Here is a 24868-nt window from a genome sequence, read left to right as displayed (position 1 = left end):
ATGATTCCATTTAACAAACCACCAGTAGTTGGCACTGAATTAGATTACATGAAGCAAGCAATGGAGAGCGGTAAGCTTTGCGGGGATGGTGGTTTCACCAAACGTTGTGAAGAGTGGATGGAACAACATTTCAATTGTCCGAAAGTTCTATTAACACCATCCTGTACCGCTGCATTGGAAATGGCGGCTATTTTGCTGAATATCCAACCCGGTGATGAAGTTATTATGTCGAGCTTCACTTTCGTTTCCAGTTCTAACGCGTTTGTGCTGCGTGGAGCAACCATTGTATTCGTGGATATTCGCCCGGATACCATGAATATTGATGAAACCAAAATCGAAGCAGCAATTACAGCTAAAACACGCGTGATTGTTCCGGTGCATTACGCCGGCGTGGCCTGTGAAATGGATACCATTATGGCTCTGGCAGAGAAATATAACCTGTTTGTCGTGGAAGATGCTGCGCAGGGGGTAATGTCTACTTATAAAGGGCGTGCGCTGGGAACTATCGGACACATTGGTTGCTATAGTTTCCACGAAACAAAAAACTACTCTTCTGGTGGTGAAGGTGGTGCTGCGCTTATCAATGATCAATCACTGATTTCCCGTGCAGAAATTGTTCGCGAAAAAGGGACTAATCGTAGCCAGTTTTTCCGTGGCCAAGTTGATAAATATACTTGGCGCGATATCGGTTCGAGTTATCTGATGTCGGAGCTTCAGGCTGCTTATTTATGGGCACAATTAGAAGAGGCTGAGAAAATCAATGAGCGTCGCCTTGCCTTGTGGAATACCTATTATCAAGCATTAAAACCGCTGGCTGATGCTGATCTCTTGACATTGCCTGTCATACCGGAAGGGTTGGAGCATAATGCTCATATGTTCTATATCAAGCTGAAAGATGTTGAAGAACGTTTAGCATTCAATAGTTATATGAAAGACGCTGGTGTGCTAACGGTATTCCATTATGTTTCTCTGCACACCAGCCCCGGTGGTGAAAAATTTGGTCGCTTCCACGGGGAAGATCGTTTTACTACCTGCGAAAGTGATCGTCTGGTGCGTTTACCGATGTTTTACAACATAACAGACGCTGAACAGCAGATTGTCATCAAACATATTCGGGAATACTTCGCCTGATATGTCGTTAGCTAAAGCATCAATATGGACTGCGGGCTCCACGCTGATAAAAATCGGTGTGGGGCTTTTGATCGTTAAATTACTGGCGGTTGCTTTTGGCCCCAGTGGGGTTGGGCAGGCGGGTAATTTCCGTCAACTTATCACTGTGCTTGGGGTGTTGGCTGGCGCTGGTATTTTTAATGGCGTGACTAAATATGTAGCTGAATATCAACAGCAGCCGGAAAGATTGCGTGCGGTACTGGGAACATCTTCTGCCATTATCCTTGGGTTTTCCACGCTGTTGGCGGTAATTTTTTTGCTGTTTAGCGGTGCTATCAGTATTGGGTTATTTGGTCATCAAGATTATGAGCCCGTTGTGCAAGCACTCGCCTTTATTCAAATGGGGATTGCTTTTGCCAACTATTTCTTGGCTATTTTGAAAGGATACCGAGATGCCCAGAGGAATGCGTTGGCGATTATTTTAGGTAGCGTGATTGGCGTGATGGCCTATTATCTCTGTTTTTTCCTTGGTGGGTATGAAGGTGCCTTGGCGGGTTTGGCTTTAGTGCCTGCATTAATTATATTTCCCGCGGGATTGATGGTTTGGCGTCTCAAAGCGGTATCTATTTCAAGTTTTAAGCCCATGTGGGATAAGGTACTGGCTGGTCAGCTTGGCAAATTTACCCTTATGGCTCTGCTGACTTCTATTACTTTACCGGTTGCCTACATTATGATGCGAAATCTGCTGGCAGAGCATTATAGTTGGCACGATGTAGGTATCTGGCAAGGTGTAAGCAGTATTTCCGATGCTTACCTGCAATTTATCACAGCATCTTTTACTGTTTATCTGTTGCCGACGCTTTCACGATTGCAGGGTAAGAGCGAAATATCAAATGAGATAATTAAGGCGCTGAAATTTGTTTTGCCTGCTGTGGCGGTTGCAAGTTTTACTGTATGGCTGTTGCGTGATTTTGCCATTTGGTTACTGTTTTCTGACAAATTTACTGCTATGCGTGATCTCTTTGCCTGGCAGTTGGTGGGTGATGTTCTGAAAGTGGGCGCTTATGTTTTTGGCTATCTGGTGATTGCCAAGGCTGCATTGCGTTTTTATGTGTTGACAGAAGTGAGTCAGTTTTTACTGCTTACTGGTTTTGCCCATTGGCTCATTCCTGTAAACGGAGCATTAGGTGCAGCACAAGCCTATATGGCAACTTACATTATTTATTTCACCCTTTGTTGTGGTGTATTTCTTATTTATCGTAGGCGAGCATGACAACCCTAATTCACGTTTTGGGATCTGATATTCCACATCACAATCGAACAGTATTGCGCTTTTTTAATGACGTCTTAGCACAAGAAATTGGTTTTTTAGCCAAACCGAAGTTTATGGTGGTGACCAGGAATCGCGCTTTATTGGATGATTGCCCGGCATTGGAGATGGCATTCTTCGACAGTAAAAAATCTCTGGCGCAGGCTGTTATTGTTCAAGCCCGTTCAGATAGAGATTGTCGGTTTTTTTTTCACGGCCAATTTAATGTAAGTTTGTGGTTGGCGCTGTTGTCAGGAAAAATCAAACGTAATCAGTTTTGGTGGCATGCCTGGGGTGCTGATCTGTATGAAGACTCCAATCAGTTAAAATTCCGTCTATTCTATTTCTTGCGTCGTCTGGCACAGCGTCGGGTAGGGCATGTATTTGCGGTTCGTGGAGATCTCTATTTTTATTCTCAACATCATCCGAACGTACCAACATCATTGCTCTATTTTCCAACCAGAATGGAACCTGCTTTGGCAATTGCAGAAAGAACACCTGTTGAAGATGGCAAAATGACCATTTTGTTGGGGAATTCCGGTGATCGATCGAACCGCCATATTACGGCATTGAAAACTATTCATAAACAGTTTGGCGATAAGGTGCGAATCATTATCCCAATGGGTTATCCCGAAAACAATCAGGTTTATATTAATCAGGTCGAACAAGCTGCTTTATCACTGTTCCGGCCAGAAAATTTGAACATTATTAAGCAAAATATGGCGTTTGATGATTATCTGGCATTACTGCGCCGTTGTGATTTAGGGTATTTCATGTTTAATCGCCAGCAAGGGATTGGAACAATTTGTCTGTTGATACAATTTGGCGTGCCATTTGTACTCAGTCGTCAGAATCTTTTTTGGCAAGATTTGACAGAACAGCAAGTGCCGGTATTTTTCGCTGGTGATCCTTTAGATAACCAACTGATTGCGGAAGCGCAACGGCAGATGCTCTCCTTGGACAGAAACGCGATAGCTTTCTTTAGCCCGAACTTTATTGATGGCTGGCGGCAGGCGCTAGCGAAAGCGGCGGGAGAGCAGCAATGACTTTAACGCAGTTTGGCGGATTATTTGTTGTTTACTTGATATCACTGGTTTTCATCCTGACGTTGACTTATCAGGAATTCCGGCGTGTACGTTTTAATTTTAATATATTCTTCTCATTGCTTTATTTGCTGACATTCTATTTTGGCTTCCCGCTGACGTGTCTATTAGTTTTCCAATTTGATGTTGAAGTGGTGCCTGTTGATGCCTTACTACATGCTCTACTGGCTTCGACCTGTTTTTATGGTATTTATTACGTCAGTTATAAAACACGGCTAAGAAAGCCGTCTATACAGCCTAAAGCACCGGTATTTACCATGAACCGGGTAGAAACTAACTTTACATGGTTACTACTGGCATCAGTTGCGGTGGTGACAGTGGGGCTGTTCTTTATGCAAAATGGTTTTCTACTGTTTAAGTTACAGTCGTACAGTCAAATTTTTTCCAGTCAGGTTTCCGGTGTTGCCCTAAAACGGTTCTTTTACTTCTTTATTCCTGCCATGTTGGTGGTCTATTTCTTGAAGCCGACACAGTTACGTTGGCTGTTTTTTCTGATGAGCACAGTTGCTTTTGGGATACTGACTTATGTCATTGTTGGCGGAACACGGGCTAATATTATCATTGCGTTCGCGTTGTTTCTGTTTATTGGCATTGTGCGTGGTTGGATAACCTTGTGGATGTTGGTAACGGCGGGTGCAATAGGGATTGTTGGCATGTTTTGGTTGGCGCTCAAACGTTATAGTTTGGATGTCAGTGGTGCAGAAGCGTTTTATACTTTCCTCTACCTGACAAGAGATACTTTCTCACCGTGGGAAAATTTTGCGTTACTGCTGAATAACTACGACAAAATTGATTTTCAGGGGTTAGCGCCTATTATCCGTGACTTCTATGTCTTTATTCCAAGTTGGCTTTGGCCAGGACGACCTGATGCTGTGTTGAATTCTGCGAATTATTTTACTTGGGAAGTACTGGATAACCACTCTGGTCTGGCAATCTCCCCGACTCTGATAGGCTCTCTGGTTGTGATGGGGGGCGTGTTGTTTATTCCGGTTGGTGCGATTGTTGTTGGATTGATAATTAAGTGGTTTGACTGGATTTATGAATTAGGAAAACAGGAGACTAATCGTTATAAGGCCGCTATCTTGCAGGCATTTTGCTTTGGCGCGATCTTCAACATGATTGTGTTAGCTCGCGAAGGAGTGGATTCATTTGTTTCCCGTGTGGTGTTTTTCTGTATTATTTTTGGCTTATGTCTGGTAATTGCTAAGTTGTTGTACTGGTTATTTGAGAGTGCGGGGCTGATTAAAAAGTATCTGACTAGCAACTTGGTTGTATCACAAAAACGTCCGTTGCAATGTGAGGAAAGAAAATGGAGCTAAACAATATTCCTAAATACAGTATTCGTGGTTTGAATATTTGGGGCTTCCGCCATATGGCGCACTTTCTTGACCATATTTTTCAACGCGGACAGGTAAAAACGGGTACTTTAGTTGCGATTAATGCGGAAAAAGTTCTGACGGCAGAGGAAGATCAAGCTTTAAGTACACTGCTGAGTGACGCAGAATATCTGTATGCTGATGGTATCAGTATTGTACGTGCTATTCGCCGTAAATACCCGGGTGCTGAAATTTCTCGTGTAGCGGGCGCTGATTTATGGGGAGCTATCATGGAGCGTGCCGGCAAAGAAGGCACGCCTATTTTTCTGGTTGGAGGTAAACCAGAGATATTGGAACAGACGGAAAGTAAACTGCGAGCACAGTGGAACGTCAATATTGTTGGCAGTCAGAACGGTTATTTCACGCCAGAAGAACGTAATGCTGTTTTTGAACGGATTCATGCCAGCGGTGCGGCGATTGTGACAGTTGCAATGGGATCGCCTAAACAGGAAGTTTTTATGCGTGGCTGTCGAAAAATTCATTCGGATGCGTTGTATATGGGAGTTGGCGGTACTTATGACGTATTTACCGGCCATGTAAAACGTGCGCCAAAAGCATGGCAGAATTTGGGGCTTGAATGGCTTTATCGCTTGTTATCACAACCGAGCCGTATTCGTCGCCAGTTTAAATTACTGAAATTTCTTGGATATTATTACAGTGGTCGTCTGTAAATCCGCTTCTTGCCTGTTGTGTGAATTTTCGACAGGTGATGCTTTCGTCAGTCGATACAATGAATTTATTCCACAATATTTATCTAACAGTTTGATCCTGCCGGGTTTTCACTATTTGTAGTTAATTATTGGATAATTTTTTATTCCACTCAGTGGAAAAACATGTTTTGATCCCTGACCTTTTTATGGCTGATTAACATCAGTCTTGTGCGTTTTTATTTACACATTACAACATATAACAATGGACAGGGAATTTATGGCAGATCAACAACATAGCTTGCAACGGGGCTTAGAAGCCCGTCATATAGAGCTGATCGCATTAGGCGGCACAATTGGTGTCGGTCTGTTTATGGGCTCGGCCAGTACACTGAAATGGGCTGGCCCTTCCGTTTTGCTGGCTTATATTATTGCCGGAATTTTTGTTTTTTTCATTATGCGATCGATGGGAGAAATGCTGTTTCTTGAACCTGTCACGGGTTCTTTCGCTTCTTTTGGTCATAAATATCTCAGCCCATATTGGGGATGCCTCACCGCTTGGGGCTATTGGTTTATGTGGGTGGCGGTAGGAATATCAGAAATAACGGCTATCGGGGTTTATGCTGAGTTCTGGTTCCCTGAACTTCCTCAGTGGGTATCAGCATTGGTTGCAGTGGCATTAGTCGCTTTGGCTAACCTCGCGGCGGTACGTCTTTATGGCGAGCTGGAATTTTGGTTTGCGATGATTAAGGTGACCACAATTATCGTCATGATCCTGATTGGTTTGGGATTGATATTTTTCGGTATTGGTAATCAATGGCAGCCTATTGGGTTAGATAATCTGACTGCGCATGGCGGTTTCTTTGCGGGTGATTGGCAAGGGTTTTTGTTTGCGCTCTGTATTGTGGTTGCCTCTTATCAGGGGGTGGAGTTGGTTGGTATCACTGCGGGGGAAGCGAAGAACCCTCAGGTGACATTGAAGAAAGCGATTAACAATATTCTCTGGCGTATCCTGATTTTCTACGTGGGCGCGATCTTTATTGTCGTTACATTATTTCCGTGGACAGAAGTGGGTTCACAGGGCAGCCCGTTTGTAATGACATTTACCAAAGTCGGGATCACCTCAGCGGCAGCCGTGATTAACTTTGTTGTATTGACGGCTGCGCTTTCCGGCTGTAACAGCGGCATGTACAGTGGTGGACGGATGCTCTATGCGTTGGCGCAAAACCGTCAGTTGCCTTCATCACTGACGAAATTGTCAAAGAATGGGGTGCCGGTAATCTGTATTGCTATTACAATCCTGTGCTTGATAGTAGGCTCTAGTTTGAATTACTTGATCCCAAATCCGCAGGCGGTTTTTGTTTATGTATACAGTGCCAGCGTGTTACCGGGAATGGTGCCGTGGTTTGTTATTCTGATGAGCCAATTGCGTTTTCGTCAGCACCATCAACAAGCACTGAAACAACATGGTTTTAAATCTATCCTGTTCCCCTATGTCAATTATCTGACATTGGCATTTTTATGTTGTGTGTTGATCGGTATGGCAATTAACCCGGATACCCGTTTCTCATTGCTGGTAGGTGGGGGATTTTTGTTGATAGTGTCACTGATTTATTGGCTGGTGAAGCTTTTTAACGGTAAAAAACTCAAGGTCTGATCGACTGATTTACTGTCACGGTGGTAGTGAGTAGGGAAATTAAGGGCTGGCTTTATCTACGAAATGAACAAGGTGTAATCAAACGCATCATTTCTTTAAAAAAGCACTGGACAGTAGATCATTAAATCCGTACTATCCCCATCCGCAACGGCGTTAAGCGCCCGTAGCTCAGCTGGATAGAGCGCTGCCCTCCGGAGGCAGAGGTCTCAGGTTCGAATCCTGTCGGGCGCGCCATTATTTGCGTGCAAGAGCTGCGGTGATGTATTACGCTGTTGGTAGTTTAGGTATTTAAGCAGTAAATAGCTGTTATGGTGGCTATAGCTCAGTTGGTAGAGCCCTGGATTGTGATTCCAGTTGTCGTGGGTTCGAGTCCCATTAGCCACCCCATCTTTTTTATGACACGCGAGGGTGGCGGAATTGGTAGACGCGCTAGCTTCAGGTGTTAGTGTCCTTACGGACGTGGGGGTTCAAGTCCCCCCTTTCGCACCATAAAAAAGAGAAAAGAAGAATAGAAAATACAGAAAATTTCGGCGAGTAGCGCAGCTTGGTAGCGCAACTGGTTTGGGACCAGTGGGTCGGAGGTTCGAATCCTCTCTCGCCGACCAAATTCTAAAAGAACCCTGCATTGCAGGGTTTTTTGCGTTTTATCCCTTTTGTCCCCCCCGACTTTTTGTTTCCTTATCCTATCCATGTACCTTCAAGTTGTTCTCTGCTGATGAAAATTTAGTGGATTATTTTTTGAAAATAACTATTTGTTTTATATGGGAATTTCTTATTTTTTGTATTTTGACGACAATTGATATATTGGCTGTCTCAAATAAGAGACTTATAACGAATTGAATTATAATGAAAATAATAAATGCCTTATGTTTTGTCTCAAATAAGAGACAGTGCATAAAATGGATTTTGTGGTGATTCGATTTCTTGTTGTAATAAATAGAGAAATAGCTGATGAAGCGAGGCAGCTTTCATTTGAATAAAAGTTGGCACGCTAAATGCATTATTATAGGAGTAGATGCTCATCCTATTTCTTATGATTGCATATGCTTCATAAACCCAGGGATGATGCAGAGCCGATTATCGGTGCCTATTGTCCATGTCACAGATGAGTAAGATATAACTTTCTTTTCATCGCCGGCCGGACTCAACGTTGAGTGAGGCACTATCCGTCTGTAGACCTGATTGTATTTGTACACCTATCTTTGTTTTTAAGGTAGGTGTTTTTTTTATTTCTAAAAGATATATTTGGTAGGTTTATATACTGTTTAGGTATTACTATCTAATATAAACACAACTGAAAATATGATGGTTAGTTTTTTGCTATAAAATTAATTCGGTTACTTCGTTCCTAAACTTATCTTAAGGGAAATATTAATGTCAAAAATGATTGGATGCTTTGGTTGTGGTCGAATGTTGCATGAGTCTGCACAATCATGCCCACATTGTGGCGCAATGATAAAGGCTTATTCTTCTGGTAGTAAAAACCGAATTGTTGCTGCACTGTTGGCGTTTTTTCTTGGTTACATTGGCGCTCATAAATTTTATCTGGGCAAAATCGGTATGGGGGTTTTATATCTGCTATTTTGCTGGACATTTATCCCTGTACTTATCGCATTTATTGAATTTATTATTTATCTTTGCACTTCCGATGAAGATTTTGCCAGAAAATATGGTTAGAAAAATGCCCCGTGTGGGGCATTTTTAATCATCGGCATGAAGACTTGCTAATAGTGGATGAGAGATCACGACGTTACAGTGTTAGTTAACACTATTGCTATTAACGAGATCACTCTTCACTACATTACTCTCGCGCTTCAAAGTGAGCATTAATCCCTCGCGCCGAACTTGTGCGGCCTCTTCTGGTTTACGCAGTTTATCCAATGCATCTGCTAACCAGGCATAATCATGTGCATCAGGACGTTGGGCTAATGCGGTTTTAAAATCTTTTACCGCTTTTTCCCATTCTCCGTGGCGCAAAGCAACTTGTCCAAGCGTACTGTTTAGCAGGGGAGTTGAACCATGTTGTTTTAACTGATGATCCAAAGCGTTTTGTATCGGCTTTGGATCTTCGCTTTTTAAGCGTGGGATCAATAAGAGTAAACGTTCGTCGTATTGGCGTTTTAAACTTTCCAAAATGATCTTTTGTGCCGTCTCATGGTCATCACATTCAATTAAATGTTCAGATATTGCAACTTGTAAAGCCACATCATGGCGAATTTTTCGGCTTTGATCATGCCACCAACGTTTTAAGCCTTCGCTGCCTTGTTCTGCCATGTACTGATTCATCAGGCCGATATAGGCTTGCTGGCGCAATTTGTGAATTTGTAACTCATCATGTAGATGGATTTTTTCCATTACCGGTAGTATATCAATCAGTGACTGGTAAGCTCCTGATTTCATATAAGCTTGTTCAGCCAGGCGTAAGACTTCTGGATGGCGCGAAGCCTGATTTAATAGCTTGTCTACACCATGACGGGCTGCATGAATTTCACCTTGCGCAAGTTGAATGCGTACACGAGTAATGTCCACCGGTAACTGATTATTGTCTGCGACTTCTGCCGCACGTTGCAGATATTGATTGGTACGGAATTCATCCCCGCGTTGTTGAGCTGCTTCAGCCGCCAGTAAATAGTTGACCACAGGTTGTTCTGCATGATCAGCGTTACGGGTCAGTAATTGCTCAACTTGTTTGAAATCACCTTCTGCCAGTTTGATCAGCGCTGCTTTTGTTTGAGCACGGGCACGGCTGCGTTTGCGTCCAAGGAACCAGCCACGGGTACGTGAGCTTGTGCGTATAACTCTACGGTAGCACCAGCCAATGAGGCAGAGTGCCAGTTGTAAAAGAACAAATATAATGAACAGGCCGGTAACACTGGTTTCAATGTTGTAATTGTCGGTTTGAATCAGAACATATCCCTGATGGCCGGCAACGATTGGGCCAAGCACAATACCAACAATGAGTACCACAAACAGTAATAGAACTTTCAGCATAACTTAACCCTCCTGATTAGTGTCAGAGGATTGGGAAAGTAAGCTGCGAACCCGGGTTTGCATCAATTTTTCCAGTAAAGGCTGGCTTGAAAGTTGGTCTGGCGCAGTGATGGAAACAGGCTGTTGGCTTAATGAATCGATTTCTTCCAGGAATGCTTTGGTATTGGGATCGTTGATATCAAAGTAAGCTCTAACCCAAGTTGAAACCGTTTCTAATGACTGTTTAAAAACTTCACCTTGATGACGTGGTATTGCTTGGGCGGCAATCAACAGGCGGGCTCGGATATTCTCGCGTAGATAGATATCTTGATTTGGCGCCAGTAATGGCTCTGCTGCGGTATCCCGGCGACGGATGGTAATGAAATTATCCATGAAACTCTTCCAGCTTTTGCTCAGATTCTGGCGCCATTCAGATAGTGTACCGGTTAATTCATCATTATCTTCGTCCATTGGCGAACCATCGGTTGTATTGTCAGCCAGACGCAGGTTATCTACTTGGTTAGAAAGCTGATTAACTCGTAGAATAATGCCGTCAAAATCAATCTGACTAATGGCGGATAATGTACTGATATCTTGTGTAATTGCCCGACGAATTTCAATCAGGCTTGGATCATTCATTTCAGCGAGACTGGCATCTGCATTTTTCAACAGAGCGGCGGCGGTGACTATATCTTGATCATTCCATAATTTCCGGCCTGCCATTTTGACCAGAAAATCAGCTTGTGCCAGTAGCCAGCTTTTTACATCAGAGCTGGATAACGCAGAGATTTTGGCCTGTAACTCTTGCAGGCTATTACCCAGTTGACCATTTTGTGCGGCGAAATGGCTTAAAGTCTGTGATTGTTCTTTAAACAGCGCTTCAATATGCTGTTTATCTTGTGATTGCTGTTGTTTCAGTGATTCCAGTTGTTGGCGTAGCTCATGGTTCTCCGCACTCAGTAAATGGCTTTGTTGCTGTCCGTAATAATAAAGACCGCCGCCGATTGCTAGCATGATTGCAATAGCAATCATGTTTTTTAGCGTGCCAGAACGTTTTTGCTTTTGAGGCTCGGTTTCGGGCTGTTGCGAGTTTTCAACCGTAGTTTTTGTTTGTTCAACTGTCTCGGCGGACTGTTTTTGCTCCGTCATAGTGGGCATCCCATGTCAGTTTATTCTAGTGCCTGAATTAAGGCGTCGTTATCTGCACTTTTTGCAACTTTAACATCCTGCCAGCCCAAGTTCCGGGCGGTATGTGCAAGACGCTCGCTTACCACAATCAGGCGGCAATGCAATAACCACCTGTTTCGATCACTTTCGGGTATTAAGTTATATAACAGTTGCAGTATTTCGCCACTGGTTACAACTAAAGTTTGTACTCCATACTTTTGCCAGTGGGCACTGAATTCTGCTGCCGGGTAGTCTACTGGCTGGCGGAAATAACATTCACAATAATTAACTGTGGCGCCTCTTTCTGTCAGCGTCCGGGCAATAAGTTCACGTCCGCCATTTCCTCTGAGCAGCAAAGCTTGTTTATTTTCAACCTGATGTAGTGATGGTAGTTTTAGCAGGATTTCGCTGGTCTCACCTTCTGATGACCAGATAGCATTTATACCCGTTAGTTGATGAAAAGCCAGAGCTGTTGATCTGCCAATAGCATAATAAATCAGCTTGTCGGGCCATAATAGATTAATTTTATTTAACTGTGAGTTTGCATAATAAACTGCATTTTTTGACAACAGAAATACCATATCACAGGTATTTAGATGGTTAAGCTTCTCAGCTAGCTGTGGCAGCTCTGAACCTAGGTGAATATTGATTAAGGGTGCGCTGAAGGCTGTTTTTCCCGCAGCCTGTAACTTTCTGACTAGTTCCTCTCCGGCAGGAGCAGGGCGAGTCACCAGAATGCTCATGTGGGGGGATTTCCTCGATAAATTTCGGTTAGAATTTCCCGCGCACCACGCTCTAACAACTCTTCTGCCAATTCAATTCCTGCCTGGCAAGCATCTTTTGGTAAAACCGTTCTCTCACCGCGAATCATAACGCTGCCATCAGGAGCGCCAACCAATGCCCGCAACCAGATTTTCCCATCCTGCCAAATGGCATAGCTACCTATTGGTACTTGGCAGCCCCCTTCTAGCCGGGTATTCATCGCCCGTTCGGCAAGAACACAGATTTCTGTATCATAGTGATTTAATGGTGCTAACAGAGTTTGTGTTTGCTGGTCGTCAAGGCGGCATTCAATTCCTACCGCTCCTTGACCAACGGCAGGTAATGATTGTTCTGCCGTCAATGGCGTACGGATACGCTCATGCAGTTTTAACCTTTTCAATCCTGCGACGGCGAGGATGATTGCATCATAGTGGCCATTATCCAACTTGCTCAGGCGGGTTCCAACATTGCCCCGAAGGTCACGGATAATCAGATCAGGACGTAATTCACGGAGTTGACACTGACGGCGTAAACTTGATGTGCCGACAATGCTGCCTGTTGGCAATTCATCAAGAGAATGATATTTGGCAGAGACGAAAGCATCATGAGGATCATCACGTTCACAAATAGTGACCAGACCTAACCCTTCTGGAAAAGAGACAGGGACATCTTTCATTGAATGGACCGCGATATCGGCTCGGCTTTCAAGCAGAGCTAATTCTAACTCTTTGACAAACAGCCCTTTTCCTCCGATTTTTGCCAGAGGCGTGTCCAGAATGACATCGCCCTTGGTTACCATTGGGACCAGTTGAACTTCCAGATTTGGATGATATTGTTGTAGTTTTTGCTGAACATACAGCGCTTGCCACATAGCCAGAGGGCTTTGCCGGGTTGCGATACGGATGGTTTTAGTTGACATAGATGTTTGTATTTCTCAGGCATTTTCAGCCGTCATATAAATGAAAAACATAGTACTCGTTTTAACACTTCAGCCGTTTTTTTTCCAGCCAGGGGCTGAGAAGAAGATATGTCGGTTATGTTAAAGTGTAAAATAAATTTTAATTTTTAAATTATTTTTATGGCAATGAAAAGTAGATTGATTTAATTATGAATTAACTTTTTCAGTAAACTATTTCTGTAATTAAGGAATCCTGAATGAAAAGAATCATTAATTAAAATATAGCGAACGGAGTCATTTTTATCGGGTTGATGATAACAAGGTATTATGCGTATTAGTTTGAAAAAATGGACGGAGAAAATTTCTTTCGTATAAGAAAGTATAAACGGTATGGTTTTTTTGATTATTTCTATATATAACAATGTATTATTTGATTTTTCGTACGATAGGACATCGCAATTCAATTGCTTTACTGACTTTACGGTTTATCGACAAGGTGTTAAATTGATCACGTTTCCGGTAATAAATTGGTAAAAATCATTCTAAATAATTCCATCAAGCTATAACAACCGGAAACGGGGGATTTATCTGGGCACTGGAACTCAATTGGGCGAGACGTCTTGTACCTTTATATCGAAACACTGAAGCAGAGACTGGATGCGATAAACCAACTCAGGTTAGAACGCGCCTCTACCGCCATGAGTGCGGAATTTAAGCAGGTATACAGTTTACTGCCAGTATTACTGCATTATCATCATCCGATGATGCCAGGCTACATTAACGGTAATGTTCCCTATGGCGTATGTTTTTTCGTGCATGATGAAGCACAAAAATCTTATCTTAATGATTTAGAAAGTAAATTAGATCACTTCATAGAACAGCCTGCCAATGGTGAACTGCCTATTACCGGTATTTACTCAATGGGCAGTACCTCATCAATCGGGCAGAGCGGTTGTTCTGATTTAGATATCTGGGTATGTCATCAGTCATGGCTGGATAATGATGAGCGCCTTTTGCTGCAACGTAAGTGTACGCTTATTGAACAGTGGGCGGCAGCGCTTGGTATTGAAGTTAACTTTTTTCTTATTGATGAAAACCGCTTTCGCCATAATGCGAGTGGTAGTCTCGGCGGTGAGGACTGCGGTTCTACTCAGCATATTCTATTACTTGATGAATTTTACCGTACCGCTGTACGTATGGCGGGTAAGCGTTTGTTATGGGAAATGGTGCCCGTAGAAGAAGAACGTCATTATGATGAATATGTTTTATCCCTTTATGCGCAAGGTGTTTTGACGCCAAATGAGTGGCTTGATCTCGGTGGATTGGGTGAACTATCCGCTGAAGAGTATTTTGGCGCTAGCTTATGGCAACTCTACAAAAGTATCGATTCCCCTTATAAAGCCGTATTAAAAAGCTTATTACTGGAAGCCTATTCTTGGGAATATCCCAATGGTAAGTTACTGGCAATGGATATGAAACAGCGCTTGCATGCTGGTGAAATAGTCTCCTTTGGCCTTGATGCATACAGTATGATGCTTGAGCGTGTTACCCGTTATCTGACGGAAATTAACGATACGACCCGTTTAGATCTAATACGTCGATGTTTTTATTTAAAAGTCTGTGAAAAGCTCTCTCTTAATCAGGATGATAAAGGTTGCATTGGATGGCGACGCCAGGTTCTGACTCAACTGGTCTATGAGTGGAAGTGGGAACCAGAGCGGTTGAATGTTTTGGATAACCGCAACTCATGGAAAATTGAACAAGTTCGTGATGCGCATAATGAACTGCTTGATACCATGATGCAGAGCTATCGTAATCTTATCCGTTTTGCCCGCCGTAATAATCTGAGTGTCAGTGCCAGTCCACAGGATATTGGTGTGCTGACGCGTAAACTTTATGCTGCATTTGAAGCATTGCCAGGAAAAGTAACGCTGGTTAATCCGCAAATTTCGCCAGACCTGTCAGAGACAAATTTAACATTTATCTATGTTCCTCAAGGACGTGCGAACCGCAGCGGTTGGTATCTTTACAATCAGGCGCCGACGATTGGATCGATTATTGGTCATCAACCTCTGGAATATAATCGTTATCTCAATAAACTAGTGTCGTGGACCTACTTTAATGGCTTGTTAACGGAAAAATCGTGTGTCCATATTCATCATGGCGACACCCAATGTGATGAGCTGAAACTGCATGAATTGATTAATGATATTTCCGCTCATTTCCCCATCCGTTTGCCAGCGCCGACACCGAAAGCACTTTATAGTCCGTGTGAAATTCGCCATTTGGCAATTATTGTCAATTTGGAGAAAGATCCGACGGCTGAGTTCTCTAATCAGGTTGTACATTTTGATTTCCGTAAGCTTGATGTATTCAGTTTTGGTGAATCGCAACAGTGTTTGGTGGAAAGTATTGACTTGCTTTACCGTAATTCATGGAATGAAGTGCGGACCTTACACTTTAGTGGTGAACAATCTGTACTGGAAGCGTTGAAGACCATATTGGGCAAGATGCATCAAGATGCTGCGCCGCCAGCGGCGGTTGAAGTGTTCTGTTACAGCGAACATTTACGAGGGCTTATCCGAACTCGTATCCAGCAACTGGTATCTGAATGTATTGAATTACGTTTATCCAGCAATCGTCAGGACCCAGGTCGTTTTAAAGCATTACGCATTGCCGGTCAGACTTGGGGGCTGTTCTTTGAACGTCTAAATGTATCTGTACAGAAATTGGAAAATGCCGTGGAATTCTATGGGGCAATTTCTAATAACAAATTGCATGGGTTGCCGGTGAAAATTAATACCAAAGAGACACATTTGCCTGCGGTGGTTGATGGTTTTGCCAGCGAGGGCATTATTCAATTTTTCTTCGAAAATACGCAAGATAGTAAAAGTTTTAATATCTATATTCTGGATGAAACCAACCGGGTGGAAATCTATTCTCATTGTGAGGGAAGTAAGGAAGAGTTGGTTCGCGACGTCAGCCGGTTTTATTCTTCATCTCATGATCGGTTTACCTACGGATCAAGTTTTATCAACTTTAACTTGCCGCAGTTTTATCAGATTGTCCAAATGGAAGGGCAGATTCAGGTTATTCCATTTAGTGGATCATCTTTTTCACATTTGTGTGTGACTCATGATGGTGAGAATGATAGAGAAGAGCGGTCAGAATTTTATCGTTCTGTGTCTCATTACTGATTTACCCCGCGGCGCGGGGTAGGTTCAATTACGAAAAACTGAACTGTTCGCCACTTTGCTCGGTGATGGCGTGTGCTAGCATGGTTAAAAAATTGTCGCCGCTGCGGTCACAAATCCACAGACCTTCTGTGTAGTCAAAATGATAGCCACCGCCTTTGGTTGCCAGCCAGATTTGATGGAAAGGTTCCTGACGATTGATAATAATTTTGCTGTCATTATCAAAGCTCAGGGTCATGACACCGCCATTGGTTTCACAGTCGATATCAGCATCGCCATCGTAATTATCCAACTGCCCTTCGATATAAAACATTAATTGGTCAGCTAACTGGTGAAATTCACTGTCGTTCATCTTCATTTCCTATTTGCTTTTCGAGGTCTAACTGCGATTATAGAGAATATTGACGTATGAATTACAGGCATTAATGCAATGAAGAAAAAATTACGCGGATTTCTGGCTATCGTAACCTTATTTATACTTTCCGGCTGTGGACTAAAAGGTCCTCTCTATTTTCCTCCAGAACAACCATCAACCGAGAAGGCGACAACTGCATCTCAGATTCCCGCGAATACTGAGCAGCAAGGGCAGAAAGTGGATAGCACCTCTCAGAAATAAGCGAGATAAGCCGATAGTCAATGACTACGGCTTACGTGGAGCATGATATGCAGTTCTCCAAAATGCATGGTCTGGGTAATGACTTTATGGTCGTTGATGCTGTGACCCAAAATGTTTATTTCTCACCAGAGCTAATCTGCCGTTTGGCAGATAGACATACTGGTGTGGGCTTCGATCAGTTGTTAATTGTTGAAGCGCCTTATGATCCAGATATGGATTTTCACTATCGTATTTTTAATGCTGATGGTAGTGAAGTTGCACAGTGTGGCAATGGAGCGCGTTGTTTTGCCCGTTTTGTCCGTCTTAAAGGCTTAATTAATAAGCGTGATATTAAAGTCAGCACGCAATCGGGGCGGATGATGTTGAGCATCACCAATGATGATCAGGTTTGCGTTAATATGGGGGAACCTGAATTTGAGCCGCATCATGTGCCATTTCGTGCGTTAAAAGCAGAAAAAACCTATATTTTACGGGTAGTAGAGAGAACGGTTCTTTGTGGTGTTGTCTCTATGGGGAATCCTCATTGTATTATTCAAGTGCCGGACGTGGAAACGGCCGAAGTAGAAATTTTGGGGCCAGCGTTGGAAAGCCACGAAAGATTTCCTGAACGGGCGAATATTGGTTTCATGCAAATTTTAAACCGTGGTCATATCCGCTTGCGGGTTTATGAACGTGGCGTTGGGGAAACCCAAGCGTGTGGCAGTGGTGCTTGCGCAGCGGTAGCAGTCGGCATTCAGCAGCAATTGCTCGATAACCATGTTCGGGTAGATTTGCCGGGAGGTTCACTGTTGATCTGTTGGGACGGGCCGGGAAAACCGCTCTATATGACGGGGCCGGCGACGCATGTTTATGATGGCACAATTCATCTGTAATTGATTCTGAGCTGCGGAGCATCGGAGATGGAGAAAAAAGAAGAGCAGTTTAACATCAATGAGATACTTGATGATCAGACTGTCGTGGATTATTTGCTGGAAAACCCCAATTTCTTTATCCGTAATGCATGTGTCGTTGAACAGATGCGGGTTCCTCACCCGGTACGAGAAACGGTTTCTTTGGTTGAATGGTATATGAACCGCCAGAGAGCGCGGATTGCTTATCTGGAAGAAGATATAACTCGGCTCATGGAACAGGCTAGAGTGAATGAACAACTGTTTGAGCAGTTGCTTAAATTACTGATTGATTTGGTTGCGGCAGAGAGTTTGCAAGATATGCTTAGTCGGTTAAGTGCATGGGCTAAGAATATGGGGTTAAATAGTGCCAGCATCCGTCTTTTCAATGATAAATGGCATATTGGCGCACCACTTGACGCACCTAATTTAGCGCTTTCTCGCAATGCTTTTGAACCAATCCGTATTCAGCGTTTTGGTAATAAAAGCCACTATCTCGGTATGCTAAATGGGGCGGAAATTTTATTATTGTTGCCGCAAGTTCGGCAGGTAGGTTCGGTTGCCGTCTCTCTACTGGGAACGAGGGGCGAACTGGGTATGGTGATATTTAACAGCCGGAACCATCAACATTATCAAGAAGGCATGGGAACTGACATGCTTGAGCATCTGGCTAAGTTATTGCCGGATATATTATCTCGTTGGATTAAACGCATATGATGCAGGAAATTGACCAGTTACTGGAGCCGATTGAGGCATTTTTGCGCTACCTCAGGGTAGAGCGTCGGTTAAGTCCAGTGACTATCATCAATTACCGTCGCCATCTTGTCACATTGGCTGAGATGGTTTTAGAAATGGGCGTCAGCCAATGGAAAGATCTTGATCCCGCGAAAGTGAGAATGTTGGTAACGCGTAGTCGTCGGGCTGGTTTACAGTCAGCGAGCTTGGCGTTGCGTTTATCTTCCTTGCGCAGCTTCCTTGATTGGCAGGTGATTCAAGGCGAAATTTCCGTTAACCCGAGTAAAACCGTCAGCACGCCGGGAACTAAGCGTCATTTGCCGAAAAATATCGATGTGGATGAAGTGAACCAACTGCTGAATATCGATTTTAATGATCCATTATCGGTGCGTGACCGGACGATGTTGGAAGTGATGTATGGTGCTGGATTACGTTTGTCGGAGTTGGTGGGCCTTGATTGCCAGCATCTGGATCTTGAAAGTGGAGAAGTATGGGTTTCAGGTAAAGGAAGTAAAGAGCGGAAGGTGCCTTTGGGACGTACCGCGGTTGAATGGCTTAATCGTTGGTTGGCGATGCGGGAACTCTTAGAGCCGGAAGATAATGCTGTTTTTGTCTCAAAGAGTGGGCGGCGGATATCAGCCCGTAATGTACAAAAACGATTTGCGCAGTGGGGAATACGCCAGGGAATGAGCAGCCATATTCATCCTCATAAATTGCGCCACTCTTTTGCCACTCATATTCTGGAATCCAGCGGTGATTTACGCGCAGTTCAGGAATTGCTGGGCCATGCAAGCTTATCCTCCACACAAATCTATACTCATTTGGATTTCCAGCATTTGACAAAAGTGTATGATGTAGCCCATCCCAGAGCCAAACGGGGGAAATCGTAATGCGTTTTTACCGGCCTCTTGCGCCAGTGTTAGCGATGACATTTGATTTAGATGATACTCTGTATGATAATCACCCAGTCATGGATAAGACAGAAGAGGAAGTACTGAATTTTGTACGGCAGTATGATCCTAGGTTCAGTCACCTTAATTATCAGGATCTATATGCTTTCCGTGAATTGACATTGGAGCAGTATCCTGAAATTTATCATGACATGACTTTATGGCGTTGGCACTGTTCAAGGTTGATGTTTTGTCATTACGGTTTTAGTGGTGAAGACGCTGATCGAGGGGCCGATGATGTCATGGCGCATTTCACACTCTGGCGTAATCGGATTGATATTCCTGAATCAACACATAAAACTCTGGCGGCACTTGCTGAACAGATGCCGCTAGTCGCCATTACTAATGGTAATGCGGAACCTGCCGCCTGTGGTTTGGCTCCTTATTTTAAATTTGTGCTGAAAGCTGGCCCTGACGGGCGCTCAAAACCTTGCAGCGATATGTACCGTTTGGCTGCGGATCGCCTGGATTTACCGCTTGGGCAGATCTTACATGTCGGTGATGATTTGAATGCTGATGTGGCAGGGGCGCTGCGTAGTGGTATGCAGGCTTGTTGGATAAATACTAAGAACAAAAAGCTATTGCAGACAGCGGAAAGCCGCCTACTGCCTCACATTGAGATTTACAATTTGGCTTCTTTGACAGCATTGATATAATCAAGAAATTATTCTGTATAAAAACACAGCAACCTCGGGTCGCTGTCTAATCAATTGATGGTAACTATGGACGTCTCCTATCTGCTCGAAAGTCTGAATGACAAACAACGGGAAGCTGTAGCTGCTCCGCGGACCAATATGTTGGTGTTAGCTGGCGCGGGGAGTGGAAAAACCCGGGTGTTGGTACACCGAATTGCTTGGTTGTTGTCGGTGGAGAAGGCTTCGCCATTTTCCATTATGGCCGTGACCTTCACCAATAAAGCGGCTGCGGAGATGCGCCATCGGATTGAAAACTTGATCGGCACCAGTCAAGGCGGCATGTGGATTGGTACATTCCACGGTTTGGCCCATCGTTTGTTACGAGCGCATCATCTGGATGCCAATTTGCCACAGGATTTTCAGATTCTTGACAGCGAAGATCAACATCGTCTGCTTAAGCGCATTATCAAAGCGATGAATCTGGATGATAAACAATGGCCGGCTCGTCAAGGCATGTGGTACATCAATGGTAAAAAAGATGAAGGATTGCGGCCACAACATATTGAAAGTTATGGCAATCCTGTTGAGGCGACATGGCAGAAAATTTATCAAGCTTACCAGGAGGCTTGTGATCGGGCCGGGTTAGTGGATTTTGCCGAGCTTTTACTGCGAGCGCATGAGTTGTGGTTGAATAAACCTCAGATCCTGCAACATTACCGTGGCCGTTTTACTAATATTCTGGTGGATGAGTTTCAGGACACTAACAGTATTCAATATGCCTGGATTCATCTGTTGGCAGGGGAAACAGGCAAAGTGATGATTGTCGGGGATGATGATCAATCTATTTATGGTTGGCGCGGTGCGCAAGTTGAGAATATTCAGCGTTTCCTGAAAGATTTTTCTGGTGCGGAAACTATCCGTTTGGAGCAAAATTACCGTTCCACTAGTAATATTTTGAAAGTTGCCAATACATTGATTGCCAATAACAGTGATCGCTTGGGTAAAAATCTGTGGACTGATGGCGTAGAGGGTGAACCAATCTCCCTTTATTGTGCATTCAATGAACTGGATGAATCCCGCTATGTGGTTAGCCGGATAAAAAACTGGCTTGAAAATGGGGGCGCTCTGAAAAATTGCGCCATACTTTACCGCAGCAACGCTCAATCTCGTGTATTGGAAGAGGCGCTGTTACAGGCATCAATGCCGTACCGTATTTATGGTGGTCAACGATTCTTTGAGCGTCAGGAAATTAAAGATGCACTGGCTTACTTGCGTCTGATCGCCAATCGCCATGATGACGCGGCGTTTGAACGTGTAGTGAATACGCCCACTCGTGGTATTGGTGACAGAACGTTAGATATTGTGCGCCAGGCGGCGCGGGAGCGGCAGCAAACCTTGTGGGACTGTTGCCAGATATTGCTGCAAGAGAAAGTGCTGGCCGGGCGTGCTGCTGCTTCCTTACAACGTTTTATTGAACTGATTGACGCGTTATCGACAGAAACTGAAGAGATGCCATTGCATGTTCAGACTGACAGGATTATCCGTGATTCTGGCCTGCGAGCGATGTATCAACAGGAGAAAGGTGAAAAAGCGCAGGCGCGTATTGAAAACCTTGAAGAACTTGTTACCGCGACTCGCCAGTTTAGCTATCAGGAAGAGGATGAAGATTTGACGCCATTGCAGGCGTTTCTTTCCCATGCCGCGCTGGAATCGGGAGAAGGTCAGGCTGATGCCTATCAGGATTCAGTGCAACTAATGACATTGCATTCGGCTAAGGGACTGGAGTTCCCACAAGTATTTATTGTTGGCATGGAAGAAGGCATGTTCCCAAGCCAGATGTCGATTGAAGAGGGTGGACGTCTGGAAGAGGAACGTCGTTTGGCTTATGTGGGTCTGACACGTGCAATGGAAAAGCTGACCATCACTTATGCAGAAAGCCGCCGTTTATATGGTAAAGAGGTTTATCATCGGCCATCTCGTTTTATTGGGGAACTGCCGTCAGAATGTATTGAAGAAGTTCGGTTACGAGCGACAGTATCTCGTCCAGTTAGCCATAGTCGGTTGGGCACGCCTATCAGTGCCAATGATAGCGGTTATGCCCTTGGACAACGTGTTCGTCACCCTAAATTTGGTGAAGGAACCATTGTCAATATGGAGGGGAGTGGTGAACATAGCCGATTACAAATCGCGTTTCAAGGGGAAGGGATTAAGTGGCTGGTTGCTGCTTATGCCAGACTTGAAATGGTCTGAAAATAATATCCAGGTTGAATGTTGACAGGCTTTTTCTTCTAAGCGTAACATTCGCGCCTTACGATCACGTAGGGAGTAAAGGAGACTTATGATACATGCTGAGCGCATTTAAATTAGAGAATAATCGCCTGCTCCGTCTTGAGTTTGAAGAGGGAGAAAAGTTATCTGATTCCTTATGGGTAGATTTGGTTGAACCGGCAGAGCAAGACAGGCTGCAAGTTCAAAACGAATTAGGCCAAATTTTGGCAACCCGACCGGAACTGGATGATATTGAGGCGTCGGCGCGTTTTTTTGAAGATGAAGACGGGATACACGTTCACTCGTTTTTCTACTTTGAAGACGCGGAAGACCATGCTGGCAACGCAACAGTTGCATTTACTATTCGTGATGGTCGTCTCTATACATTGCGAGAGCGGGAGCTCCCTGCGTTCCGATTGTATCGTATGCGTGCTCGTAATCAGACATTGGTTGATGGCAATGCTTATGAAGTGCTGATGGATCTGTTTGAAACCAAGATCGAACAGTTGGCTGATGTTATCGAAAATATTTACAGTGTGCTGGAATCCCTGAGCCGGGTCATTATGGAAGGGAAACAGGGTGATGAGTTTGATATTGCCTTGTCCAGTCTTGCTGAACAGGAAGATATCGGCTGGAAGGTTCGTTTGTGTCTTATGGATACTCAGCGCGCGCTGAACTTCTTGGTGCGACGAGCACGTTTGCCGGGTGATCAACTGGAGCAGGCTCGTGAAATTTTGCGGGATATTGAATCGCTATTGCCACATAATGAATCCCTGTTTCAGAAAGTTAATTTCCTGATGCAGGCGGCAATGGGTTTTATCAATATTGAACAGAGCCGGATTATCAAAATCTTCTCGGTTGTCTCTGTGGTATTCTTGCCGCCAACGCTGGTGGCTTCCAGTTATGGTATGAACTTTGAATTTATGCCGGAGTTGCACTGGACATTGGGTTATCCGGGCGCAATTGGTTTAATGATTGCTGCCGGCCTTGCACCGTATCTCTATTTTAAGCGCAAGAATTGGCTTTAATATATGACCGCCGTAATCGTTTTATGGCGGTCATAATAGAATAGAGATATAAAAACAATACGTTAATACGTTAATACGTTTAATACGTAATCGTTAAACGTTAATAGTTTAATCATCTTTTTGTGCGTCATTGGGTTTTATTATTATTTTAAGATATTGATATTGAGTGGAAATAACATTAATAAATTATAAAATGCTTAAATGCTTAATGTTAAATGCTTAAATGCTTAAATGCTTAAATGCTTAAATGCTTAAATGCTTAAATGCTTAAATGCTTAAATGCTTAAATGCTTAAATGCTTAAATGCTTAAATGCTTAAATGCTTAAATGCTTAAATGCTTAAATGCTAAATGCTTAAATGCTTAATGCTTAAATGCTTAAATGCTTAAATGCTTAAATGCTTAAATGCTTAATGCTTAAATGCTTAAATGCTTAAATGCTTAAATGCTTAAAGCTTAAATGCTTAAATGCTTAAATGCTTAAATGCTTAAATGCTTAAATGCTTAAATGCTTAAATGCTTAAATGCTAAATGCTTAAATGCTTAAATGCTTAAATGCTTAAATGCTTAAATGCTTAAATGCTTAAATGCTTAAATGCTTAAATGCTTAAATGCTTAAATGCTTAAATGCTTAAATGCTTAAATGCTTAAATGCTTAAATGCTTAAATGCTTAAATGCTTAAATGCTTAAATGCTTAAATGCTTAAATGCTTAAATGCTTAAATGCTTAAATGCTTAAATGCTTAAATGCTTAAATGCTTAAATGCTTAAATGCTTAAATGCTAAATGCTTAAATGCTTAAATGCTTAAATGCTTAAATGCTTAATGCTTAAATGCTTAAATGCTTAAATGCTTAAATGCTTAAATTGGAATGCTTTCTTTGTTAAAAGAAGCTTTTACTATCATTTTCTACATTTAATATGGGTTGAAGTTTAATTTCTTAATTCAAATATTATTAACATTAATTCCACAGTGTTTATATCAGATAAATAAAAATAATGATTAAATTAAAAGGTTTTTATTGAAAAAATAGTATTTAATTATTAAAGATAAAATGGATGTGACGATAAAAGGCATTGATTTATAGAATAGAATTAGCTTATTTCATCGTATGTATTTAATCATATGAATTGCTATTCCTAATTGAGTATATTCTTTTCCCAAATATTTAAAGCCAAGGGCAATATAAAACCCTTCTGCTTGCGGATTAGCCATCACCTGTAATGATGCTTTGCCTTTTATATGAAGATCATTCAATGCGATTTGCACCAATTGCTTGCCAATGCCTTGATGCCAAAAGGTTGGTTCAACAAATACTCCATCAAGTTCAGCATTTCCATCAGATTGAGGCAATACAACACTGAACCCTAGAATTACGCTAGCTTGTTCTGCAACATAAACATACCCTGCTTCAATATGCTCTATAGGCAGTTCTATCATGTGGGGATTTGCTAGTAATAATTCTCTATCTTCTTCCCACATAAGAGACGCCCGTAATTGCAGAGCTTCAAGTGCGATCTGTTCAGTTGTATTGGCTAATCTGATGGTTATTTTCAT

21 protein-coding genes and 4 tRNA genes are annotated in these 24868 nt (G+C 43.0%); 19 read left to right on the top strand and 6 right to left on the bottom strand.

Annotation, left to right across the window (positions count from 1 at the left end):
- The 11 genes from rffA to B0X70_RS23320 all read left to right on the top strand — a co-directional run bounded on the left by rffA (position 1) and on the right by B0X70_RS23320 (position 8879).
- On the top strand, positions 1–1131 hold the full coding sequence (rffA, locus tag B0X70_RS23370; RefSeq protein ID WP_217470506.1) for a dTDP-4-amino-4,6-dideoxygalactose transaminase: 1131 nt from the start codon (positions 1–3) through the stop codon (positions 1129–1131).
- Between the two features lies 1 nt (position 1132).
- Positions 1133–2383, top strand: a complete 1251-nt coding sequence (wzxE, locus tag B0X70_RS23365) for a lipid III flippase WzxE (protein ID WP_110086225.1) — start codon at positions 1133–1135, stop codon at positions 2381–2383.
- The gene (locus tag B0X70_RS23360; protein ID WP_217470505.1) at positions 2380–3465 is read left to right on the top strand and encodes a TDP-N-acetylfucosamine:lipid II N-acetylfucosaminyltransferase; all 1086 of its coding nucleotides are present in this window, start codon (positions 2380–2382) and stop codon (positions 3463–3465) included. Before wzxE ends, B0X70_RS23360 begins: the two co-directional genes overlap by 4 nt.
- On the top strand, positions 3462–4841 hold the full coding sequence (gene wzyE / locus B0X70_RS23355) for an ECA oligosaccharide polymerase (RefSeq protein ID WP_036809904.1): 1380 nt from the start codon (positions 3462–3464) through the stop codon (positions 4839–4841). The genes B0X70_RS23360 and wzyE overlap by 4 nt, the downstream gene beginning before the upstream one ends.
- On the top strand, positions 4832–5569 hold the full coding sequence (gene wecG / locus B0X70_RS23350; RefSeq protein WP_217470504.1) for a lipopolysaccharide N-acetylmannosaminouronosyltransferase: 738 nt from the start codon (positions 4832–4834) through the stop codon (positions 5567–5569). Before wzyE ends, wecG begins: the two co-directional genes overlap by 10 nt.
- Before the next feature lie 256 nt (positions 5570–5825).
- Positions 5826–7202, top strand: a complete 1377-nt coding sequence (gene thrP / locus B0X70_RS23345; protein ID WP_046395360.1) for a bifunctional threonine/serine APC transporter ThrP — start codon at positions 5826–5828, stop codon at positions 7200–7202.
- A gap of 157 nt (positions 7203–7359) precedes the next feature.
- Positions 7360–7436: transfer RNA gene (locus B0X70_RS23340), tRNA-Arg, on the top strand.
- 77 nt (positions 7437–7513) lie between these two features.
- A tRNA-His gene (locus tag B0X70_RS23335) sits at positions 7514–7589 on the top strand.
- Positions 7590–7604: 15 nt separating this feature from the next.
- Positions 7605–7691: transfer RNA gene (locus B0X70_RS23330), tRNA-Leu, on the top strand.
- A gap of 39 nt (positions 7692–7730) precedes the next feature.
- A tRNA-Pro gene (locus B0X70_RS23325) sits at positions 7731–7807 on the top strand.
- Positions 7808–8576: 769 nt separating this feature from the next.
- On the top strand, positions 8577–8879 hold the full coding sequence (locus B0X70_RS23320; RefSeq protein WP_036809912.1) for an NINE protein: 303 nt from the start codon (positions 8577–8579) through the stop codon (positions 8877–8879).
- 81 nt (positions 8880–8960) lie between these two features.
- Here B0X70_RS23320 and hemY read toward each other — a convergent pair whose 3' ends face one another.
- Genes hemY through hemC form a run of 4 tightly spaced genes read right to left on the bottom strand, consistent with a single transcriptional unit; the run spans position 8961 to position 13020 of the window.
- On the bottom strand, positions 8961–10193 hold the full coding sequence (hemY, locus tag B0X70_RS23315) for a protoheme IX biogenesis protein HemY (RefSeq protein ID WP_036783055.1): 1233 nt from the start codon (positions 10191–10193) through the stop codon (positions 8961–8963).
- Between the two features lie 3 nt (positions 10194–10196).
- Positions 10197–11321: a uroporphyrinogen-III C-methyltransferase gene (gene hemX / locus B0X70_RS23310; RefSeq protein WP_036783053.1), complete on the bottom strand. Its 1125-nt coding sequence runs from the start codon at positions 11319–11321 to the stop codon at positions 10197–10199.
- A gap of 20 nt (positions 11322–11341) precedes the next feature.
- Positions 11342–12082, bottom strand: coding sequence for a uroporphyrinogen-III synthase (gene hemD, locus B0X70_RS23305; protein ID WP_217470503.1), 741 nt, complete (start codon positions 12080–12082; stop codon positions 11342–11344).
- Entirely contained in the window at positions 12079–13020 is a 942-nt protein-coding gene (hemC, locus tag B0X70_RS23300; protein ID WP_217470502.1) for a hydroxymethylbilane synthase, read from the bottom strand. The genes hemD and hemC overlap by 4 nt, the downstream gene beginning before the upstream one ends.
- A 599-nt stretch (positions 13021–13619) precedes the next feature.
- Here hemC and B0X70_RS23295 point away from each other — a divergent pair.
- Positions 13620–16196 carry a class I adenylate cyclase gene (locus B0X70_RS23295; protein ID WP_036809920.1) on the top strand — a complete coding sequence of 859 codons (2577 nt, stop codon included), beginning with the start codon at positions 13620–13622 and terminating at the stop codon, positions 16194–16196.
- A 28-nt stretch (positions 16197–16224) separates the two neighbouring features.
- Here B0X70_RS23295 and cyaY read toward each other — a convergent pair whose 3' ends face one another.
- Positions 16225–16545, bottom strand: a complete 321-nt coding sequence (gene cyaY, locus B0X70_RS23290) for an iron donor protein CyaY (protein WP_040152177.1) — start codon at positions 16543–16545, stop codon at positions 16225–16227.
- Positions 16546–16623: 78 nt separating this feature from the next.
- Here cyaY and lptM point away from each other — a divergent pair, with 78 nt between their 5' ends.
- The 7 genes from lptM to corA all read left to right on the top strand — a co-directional run bounded on the left by lptM (position 16624) and on the right by corA (position 23312).
- The gene (gene lptM, locus B0X70_RS23285) at positions 16624–16809 is read left to right on the top strand and encodes an LPS translocon maturation chaperone LptM (RefSeq protein ID WP_036809927.1); all 186 of its coding nucleotides are present in this window, start codon (positions 16624–16626) and stop codon (positions 16807–16809) included.
- Between the two features lie 47 nt (positions 16810–16856).
- Positions 16857–17681 (top strand): diaminopimelate epimerase, encoded by an 825-nt coding sequence (gene dapF / locus B0X70_RS23280; RefSeq protein ID WP_040152180.1) that lies wholly within the window; start codon positions 16857–16859, stop codon positions 17679–17681.
- Between the two features lie 27 nt (positions 17682–17708).
- Positions 17709–18413, top strand: a complete 705-nt coding sequence (locus tag B0X70_RS23275; protein ID WP_217470501.1) for a DUF484 domain-containing protein — start codon at positions 17709–17711, stop codon at positions 18411–18413.
- Positions 18410–19321, top strand: coding sequence for a tyrosine recombinase XerC (xerC, locus tag B0X70_RS23270; RefSeq protein ID WP_269468752.1), 912 nt, complete (start codon positions 18410–18412; stop codon positions 19319–19321). Before B0X70_RS23275 ends, xerC begins: the two co-directional genes overlap by 4 nt.
- On the top strand, positions 19321–20037 hold the full coding sequence (gene yigB, locus B0X70_RS23265; protein WP_105398546.1) for a 5-amino-6-(5-phospho-D-ribitylamino)uracil phosphatase YigB: 717 nt from the start codon (positions 19321–19323) through the stop codon (positions 20035–20037). The genes xerC and yigB overlap by 1 nt, the downstream gene beginning before the upstream one ends.
- Before the next feature lie 66 nt (positions 20038–20103).
- Positions 20104–22266: a DNA helicase II gene (gene uvrD, locus B0X70_RS23260; protein WP_455430688.1), complete on the top strand. Its 2163-nt coding sequence runs from the start codon at positions 20104–20106 to the stop codon at positions 22264–22266.
- Between the two features lie 95 nt (positions 22267–22361).
- Positions 22362–23312: a magnesium/cobalt transporter CorA gene (gene corA / locus B0X70_RS23255; RefSeq protein ID WP_036783019.1), complete on the top strand. Its 951-nt coding sequence runs from the start codon at positions 22362–22364 to the stop codon at positions 23310–23312.
- A gap of 1103 nt (positions 23313–24415) precedes the next feature.
- Here corA and B0X70_RS23250 read toward each other — a convergent pair.
- Positions 24416–24868, bottom strand: coding sequence for a GNAT family N-acetyltransferase (locus tag B0X70_RS23250; RefSeq protein WP_217470500.1), 453 nt, complete (start codon positions 24866–24868; stop codon positions 24416–24418).

Source organism: Photorhabdus akhurstii, assembly GCF_019090985.1.
GTDB lineage: Bacteria > Pseudomonadota > Gammaproteobacteria > Enterobacterales > Enterobacteriaceae > Photorhabdus > Photorhabdus akhurstii.
The sequence above is the reverse complement of the archived record's forward strand: the minus strand, read 5'-3'. Positions and strand labels throughout refer to the sequence as shown.